Annotated in this window: 7 protein-coding genes; all 7 read right to left on the reverse strand. The window is 68.7% G+C overall.

All coding sequences use genetic code 11. From position 1 onward, the window contains the following. Positions 1-174: 174 nt before the first annotated feature. Positions 175-1,833, reverse strand: a complete 1,659-nt coding sequence (locus V8688_RS30875; RefSeq protein WP_218720984.1) for an acyl-CoA synthetase — start codon at positions 1,831-1,833, stop codon at positions 175-177. 133 nt (positions 1,834-1,966) lie between these two features. Then, entirely contained in the window at positions 1,967-3,592 is a 1,626-nt protein-coding gene (locus V8688_RS30880; protein WP_218720983.1) for an acyl-CoA synthetase, read from the reverse strand. Between the two features lie 98 nt (positions 3,593-3,690). Further along, positions 3,691-4,182 carry a winged helix-turn-helix domain-containing protein gene (locus tag V8688_RS30885; RefSeq protein WP_218720982.1) on the reverse strand — a complete coding sequence of 164 codons (492 nt, stop codon included), beginning with the start codon at positions 4,180-4,182 and terminating at the stop codon, positions 3,691-3,693. Positions 4,183-4,286: 104 nt separating this feature from the next. Continuing rightward, positions 4,287-4,922 (reverse strand): hypothetical protein, encoded by a 636-nt coding sequence (locus V8688_RS30890; protein WP_218720981.1) that lies wholly within the window; start codon positions 4,920-4,922, stop codon positions 4,287-4,289. 102 nt (positions 4,923-5,024) lie between these two features. Continuing rightward, complete coding sequence (locus tag V8688_RS30895; protein ID WP_342802273.1) at positions 5,025-5,402, reverse strand: hypothetical protein; 378 nt, start codon at positions 5,400-5,402, stop codon at positions 5,025-5,027. After that, positions 5,399-5,713 carry a type II toxin-antitoxin system prevent-host-death family antitoxin gene (locus tag V8688_RS30900; protein WP_342802274.1) on the reverse strand — a complete coding sequence of 105 codons (315 nt, stop codon included), beginning with the start codon at positions 5,711-5,713 and terminating at the stop codon, positions 5,399-5,401. Before V8688_RS30900 ends, V8688_RS30895 begins: the two co-directional genes overlap by 4 nt. Positions 5,714-5,800: 87 nt before the next feature. Next, positions 5,801-6,299, reverse strand: a 499-nt coding sequence (locus tag V8688_RS30905; RefSeq protein ID WP_342802275.1) for a diiron oxygenase, incomplete at its 5' end; no start/stop codon positions are given.

Below are 6,299 nucleotides of genomic sequence, written 5' to 3' on the forward strand. Positions count from 1 at the left end.
GAGGCCAGCCCGTGGGCGGCCAGCGACAACGCTCCCGACATCGAGCCCGCGCAGGCGCCGCGCAGCCGCGCGCCGACGGCACGCGACGGCGCGGCGGTCCGCGCGAACTCGATGATCACGCGCTGATGATAGTCGACCGGTATGGGCCGACCGACCGCCATCGCACGGCCGGACTCACGCCTGTTCGGCGTCCATCTCGATCAGCGGCTTGCGCAGCAGCTTGCCGGTGGCGTTGCGGGGCAACTCGTCGACGAAGATGACCTCGCGCGGGACCTTGTAGCGGGCCAGGTTCTCGCGGACGTAGTCCTTGATCTCCTGCGCGTCGCGCGCCGACTCCGGGCCGGGGACGACGATCGCGCGCAGCCGCTTGCCGTAGTCGCGGTCGTCGACGCCGACCACGGCCGCCTCGAACACGTCCGCCCGGCCTGCGATGAGGTTCTCCACCTCGAGCGGGAAGACGTTCTCGCCGCCGGAGACGATCATGTCGTCGTCGCGGCCGTCGATGTAGAGCAGCCCGTCGGCATCGAAATGGCCGACGTCACCGCTGGACATCATCCCGTCGACGATCTCCTTGGTGCGGCCGTCGGTGTAGCCGGTGAAGGCGAAACCGTTGTCCACGAAGATGGTTCCGGTGACGTTCGGCGCCGTGATCGGCTTGCGGTTCTCGTCGAGCAGCACGATCCGGATGCCGACCGGGGCCTTGCCCGCGGTGGTCGGCGCCTTGCGCAGGTCCTCGGGGGTCGCCACGGTCATCACCGCGCACTCGGTGGAGCCGTAGAGGTTGTAGAGGCTGTCGTTGAAGTAGTCCAGCGTGCGGGTCACCACGTCGGGCGCGATGGCCGAGCCGGCCGCGAAGATGACCTTGATCGTCTTCGGGTCGTACTTCGCCAGGATCTGCTCGTCCAGATCGAGGATGCGCTGCAGCATGGTCGGCACCACGATCAGCGAATCCGCCTGGTACTTCACGATATTGGCCAGCGTCTTCTCCGGATCGAACCGGCGCTGCTGGAAGATCACCCGGTTGCCCAGCGCCAGGCCGAGGGTGAACTGCGACAGCCCGGTGCCGTGGAAGATCGGCGCCGCCATGATCATGGTGCCGTTGTTGGGCAGCGGCACCCGGTCGATGAACTGGGCGGAGGCGAACGGGCTCACCTTGTCGCGCGGGGCGCCCTTCGGGGTTCCAGTGGTGCCGCTGGTCAGGATGACCATGCCGCCCGGCTTGCTCGGCGGGGTCAGCGGCGACACCGAACGGCCGGCCGAGACCGACTCGACGGTCGGGATCGCCGGGTCGACGCCGTGCGCCTCGTCGACCCAGGTGAGCACGCGCGGGATGTCGGCGGGGATGGCGCTCATCAGGTCGACGAACTCGCTGTCGTGCAGCACCGCCTTGACCTTCTCGCGCGCGGCCACGTCGGCGAACTGTGGCTTGGCGAAGCCGGTGTTCATCAGCACCGCGCGCACGCCGAGCTTGCCCGCGGCGAGCAGGCTGAGCACCATGCCGCGATGATCGCGGGCCAGCACGGCGATCACGTCGCCCTCGGCGATGCCGCTCGCCCGCAGGCCGCGGGCCAGCGCGTTGGACTGCTCGTCGAGCATCCCGAAGGTGAGTTCGCCGCGCTCGTCGACGATGGCGCCCGCGTCCGGCCTGGTCTGGGCGGCGTGCATGACCACACCGGCGAACGGGCCGAACTTGGAGACGTTGAAGAACGAGCGGGCGGCGTGATCCAGGCGCAGCGGATTGAACAGCTTGCGATCCATCATCACTTTGACGCCGAGCGCGAAATCACCGGCGCGCCGGGCGGTTCCGCCGAGCGCGGGCAGAGACAGAGACATCGAACAGCCTTCCGGCAGACCGATCCCACGACGAACCCCCGTGGGGCCGGACCGCGTCATCGAGATCCAGTGCTGGTGCTAACAATAGCAAGCAACGCGGTCCGGTTGTGCTCTGTCTCTCAGTCCGCCGACCTCACTGTGACACCTCATAATCGATGAGGACACGGCGCAGGATCTTGCCGGTCGCGTTCCGGGGGAGTTCGTCGACGAAGACCACTTCGCGCGGCACCTTGTAGCGGGCCAGATTCTCCTTGACGTGCGCCTGGATCTCGGCGGCGCCGGTGCTGTGGCCCTCCTCGAGCACCACGAAGGCGCGCAGTCGCTTGCCGAATTCGACGTCGTCCACGCCGACCACCGCCACGTCGAACACGTCGGCGCGCTCCACCAGCAGGTTCTCCACCTCCTGCGGGAAGACGTTCTCGCCGCCGGAGACGATCATGTCGTCGTCGCGGCCGTCGACCATGAGCAGGCCGCTGGCGGTGAAGTGCCCGAGGTCGCCGCTGGACATGAAACCGTCGATGATCTGCTTGTTCCGGCCGTCGGTGTAGCCCTCGAAGGGCGCGCCGCTGCGCACGAAGATCCGGCCCGTGGTCTCCGGCGTCTCGACTCGCTGGTCGTTCTCGTCGTAGAGGCGGACCTCGCAGGTGATCGGGGAGCGCCCACAGGTGCCCGGCGCCTCGGCGAGCTCGGCCGGGGTGGCGATGGTCGCGATGGCCACCTCGGTCGAGCCGTAGAGGTTGTAGAGCACCGGTCCGAACGCCTCGGTGGCCTTGATGCACAGCTCGGGGGAGAGCGCGGACCCGGCGAACAGGATCACCTTCAGCGAGGACAGGTCGTACTTCGCCCTGACCTCGGCGGGCAGCTCGGTCAGCCGGTGCAGCATGGTCGGCACCGCGACCAGCATCTCCACCTTGTGCTCGGCGATCGCGGCCAGCGTGGCCTCGGCGTCGAAGCGGCGGCGCACCACGATCTTGTTCGACAGGATGGTGCCGACCAGCCAGGTGCCCAGACCCGTGCTGTGGAAGATCGGCGAGACGATCATCATGGTGCCGCGCTTGGGGAAGGGCACCCGGTCGACGAACTGCGCGGTCGCCATCGGGGTGACCTTGGTGCGCGGCGCGCCCTTGGGCAGGCCGGTCGTGCCGCTGGTGAGGATGATGAACCCGCCCGGCTTGCTCGGCGGGGGCAGCGGCTCGGTGGAGTTGCCGGCGATGAGGTCGTCGAAGGTCGTCGCGCCCGCGGGCAGTTCGGCGCCCTCGTCGACCCAGGTGAGGAAGCGCGGCAGCTCGGCGGGCAGTGCGTCGAGCAGTCCGATGAACTCGCTGTCGTGCAGCACGGCGCGGACCTGCTCGCGCTCGCACACCTCGGCGAACTGCGGTTTGGCGAAGCCGGTGTTCATCAGTGCGATGCGCGCGCCCAGTTTGCCCGCCGCGATCATCGACATGAGCAGCCCGCGATGGTCGCGCGCCAGCACCGCGATCACCATGCCTTGCTTGATGCCGGCGTCGTGCAGGCCGCGGGCGATCGCCGTGGACTGCTCGTCGAGCTCACGGTAGGTGAGCTCGCCCCGCTCGTCGGCCAGCGCGACCTGCTCGGGCGCGACGCGGGCGGAGTGCCGGACCAAGGTGGCCTGGGGGCCGTAGATCTTGGATTCCTTCATGGTCCGCAAGGTCTCGAGCGGTTTGGTCGGGTCGGAGACGCCGCGCGAACGCAGCACCCCGAGCGCCTTCACGCTTTCGAGCAGATGGGTCACGTTCACTCGGCTACCTCCACAGCATCGATCCCTGGATGCTCACGGTAGCAGTCGATGTGCCCTGCATCACAGTATTCCAACCGGACAATTAGGACATTTATCAATCAGCGTTGCGCGCTGGCCAGCGCCGCGAGCAACGGGACGAGCCTGCCCTCCGGTACCTCGAACCGGCCTAGCCCGGCGGTCTGCAGCCAGCCGACCGCGGCCAACTGGCGCAGGTGCTGGTAGATCTCGGCCGAGGTGCCCAGTTCCTCGATGGCGGCCAGGTCGGCCGCGGTGCGGCGACCGTAGACGATCTCGCGCAGCAGCCGCAGGCGTACCGGATTGGCCAGGACCGCAAGGCAATTGGCGGCTTCGATGGTCCACACGTCACCCACGATGGCATCGGTGGCGAACTGTGCCTGCCAGTCCAGCCGCTCGCCGGTCGGCAATTGCAGCGCGCCCGCCAGGAGGACGCCGCCGTTGCGTACGCCGGCGGCGTCGAACTCCTGCCGCAGGCGCGCGACCGCCCACGGCAGTTGCGGGTCACCGCCGCCGGACTGCTCCAGGGCGGCTACCCGTCGTTCCAGTTCTTCGAGTCGGTCGACCAGATCCACGCGGCAAACCTACGCCACCCCGGACCTGTTGCGCGGCAATGCTGCCCGCCGACCGCGCACGCACCCCGGAAACGTGGCGATTCCGGGGTGCGTGCGGGAGTGGACTACCGGGTGACCGCGCCGAAGGTCGGCTGCTGGATGGTGCCCAGCTGGTAGGCGTAGCCGTCCGGGTGCGCCTCGTCGACCGGCACCGACCAGCGGTGCCACAGGTTGCCGTACACCGCGGCCACGACGAGCCCGCCGCCGGTGTTCAGCGGAGCGGTGCGGATCGTGGTGTCGACCGGCACGTCCTGGTGCTCGGTCAGCACCGCGGTGCCGCTCTGGCCGTTGGACAGGTTCAGCCACATGACCTCGAGCTTCGCGCCACCCTGATTGGGGGAGATGGTGCCGGGCCCGCCGAAGAAGCCCATCCGGAAGCCGTCGATGTCGAGGGCGATGCCCGAGCCGTAGACGCCGGGGCCACCGCCGTTCTGGCCGATGTCGGAGGTCGCGGGGATCTGGAAGGGCTGCGCGGGCAGCGCGACGTCGACGGTGCCCTTGTCGACCAGCTTGTCCAGGGCGGCGAGCGCGCCCGGGTTGCCCGCGACCGTGGTGCGCAGCTGCGCGACGGCCGCGGCCACGTCGACCGTGGCCTGCGGGGCGGGGTCGGCGGAGGCGGGGGCGGCGAAGACGACGGCGACGGCGGCCGAGGTAGCGGCGACCGCGGTGGTGAAGCGACGCATGAAACTCAGTTGATGCATAACCAGCTCTCCTCGAGTGTTCCTGGTACTGCTTTCCCTGGTGGATCGTTCGCTCGTGCACCGTAACCGACGCGCACTGTGGCCGCGGTCACTGGCCCGGCCTCACGGCATCGGGGCGACCTGCACCTTGTAGCCGCGATACAGCTCCGGTTTGGCGGTCAGCACCGGCATATCGAGGTTCTGCGCGGTGAAGACGACGGGCGCGACCAGCGGCCATTCGGTGTGGTCGTCGGCCATCGGGACGGTGGTGCCGATTCGGATCGCGGTGGCCGCGTCCAGTTCGGCCCAGCGCACGGCGACCCGATTGTCGAGCAGGCGACCGAGTTCGTCGATGTTGTCGACGGCGCGCATGGCGGCCATCAGGCTCACCGCCGGGACCACCATGATCCGGCGCTGCTGGGTGAACTGGCGCATGATGACCTGCCCGAACAGCGGGGACATGGCGAGCGAGGTGAGGGCGGTGTGGTCGGCGACGCTCACCGCAGGCCCGCGCCGGTGCCGTCCAGTGCGCTCATGAGTACGTCGAGTTTGGCCTGCGCGTCGGCGATGTCGGCGGCGGAGTGCTGCTGGATGCGGTCGTCGAGGCCGCCCAGGATCTGCTCGCGCAGGTCGTCGTTGAAGTACGCGGGGGGCAGGGCCCCGTGGCGCAACACTTCGGCAGGAACCACCGCGACCAATTCTTTCCCCTCCCGCGTCACGATCACCGGACGTCCGCTGGCGGACACCCCGTCGAAAACACTACCGAGCTGCCCCCGCAATTCGGTCAACGGCACAGTTTCGTAATCGGCCATATCCCACTGTACATCGCTGTGTACAGTGGCGACGTCCGATGGCGGGGGCCGCCGTCGGCCCGCCGGTACGCGGCGGGCCGATCTCGCTCAAGCGACCTTGCGTGCGGGCTCGCTGCGGTACCTGGTGACCGGGCCGTCGATGCCGAGCAGGCGCCAGGCGAGCTTGGCCACCGGGTTCATCAGTCCGCTGTTGGTGGCCAGCGCGCGCACGTCGCCGAAGATGTTGCGCATCGTGACCTGCGATTCCTCGCCGCCCCAGTACGCCTCGCGCATGACCTCGGCGGGGATGTCGAACTTGTCGACGAACTCCTTCGGCGGCGTCATGATCATGTCCAGCATGATCCGCATCGCGATCGGGAACAGCACCGACAGCGCGGTTTTGGTGATCGGGTTCATCCCCGGCACATTGCGGCGCAGGTACTCGTGCGCGAACGAGATGTGGCGCGCCTCTTCGGCGACGTGGATCTGCATCACCCGCTGCACCATCGGATGCAGGTCGACCCCGGCGCGCAGCAGCGACTTCTGCAGGTGATCGATCGGCTCCTCGCCGCCGAGGATCATGGTGAAGAACAGCTCGGGGAAGTAC

Origin of the sequence: Nocardia sp. No.11 (genome assembly GCF_038752175.1) — a bacterium.
GTDB classification, from domain to species: Bacteria; Actinomycetota; Actinomycetes; order Mycobacteriales; family Mycobacteriaceae; genus Nocardia; species Nocardia canadensis.

Coding starts and splice junctions, on each gene's coding strand:
- V8688_RS30875 (WP_218720984.1), bottom strand. CDS start 1,833: ATGTCTCTGTCTCTGCCCGCGCTCGGCGGAACCGCCCGGCGCGCCGGT.
- V8688_RS30900 (WP_342802274.1), bottom strand. CDS start 5,713: ATGGCCGATTACGAAACTGTGCCGTTGACCGAATTGCGGGGGCAGCTC.
- V8688_RS30890 (WP_218720981.1), bottom strand. CDS start 4,922: ATGCATCAACTGAGTTTCATGCGTCGCTTCACCACCGCGGTCGCCGCT.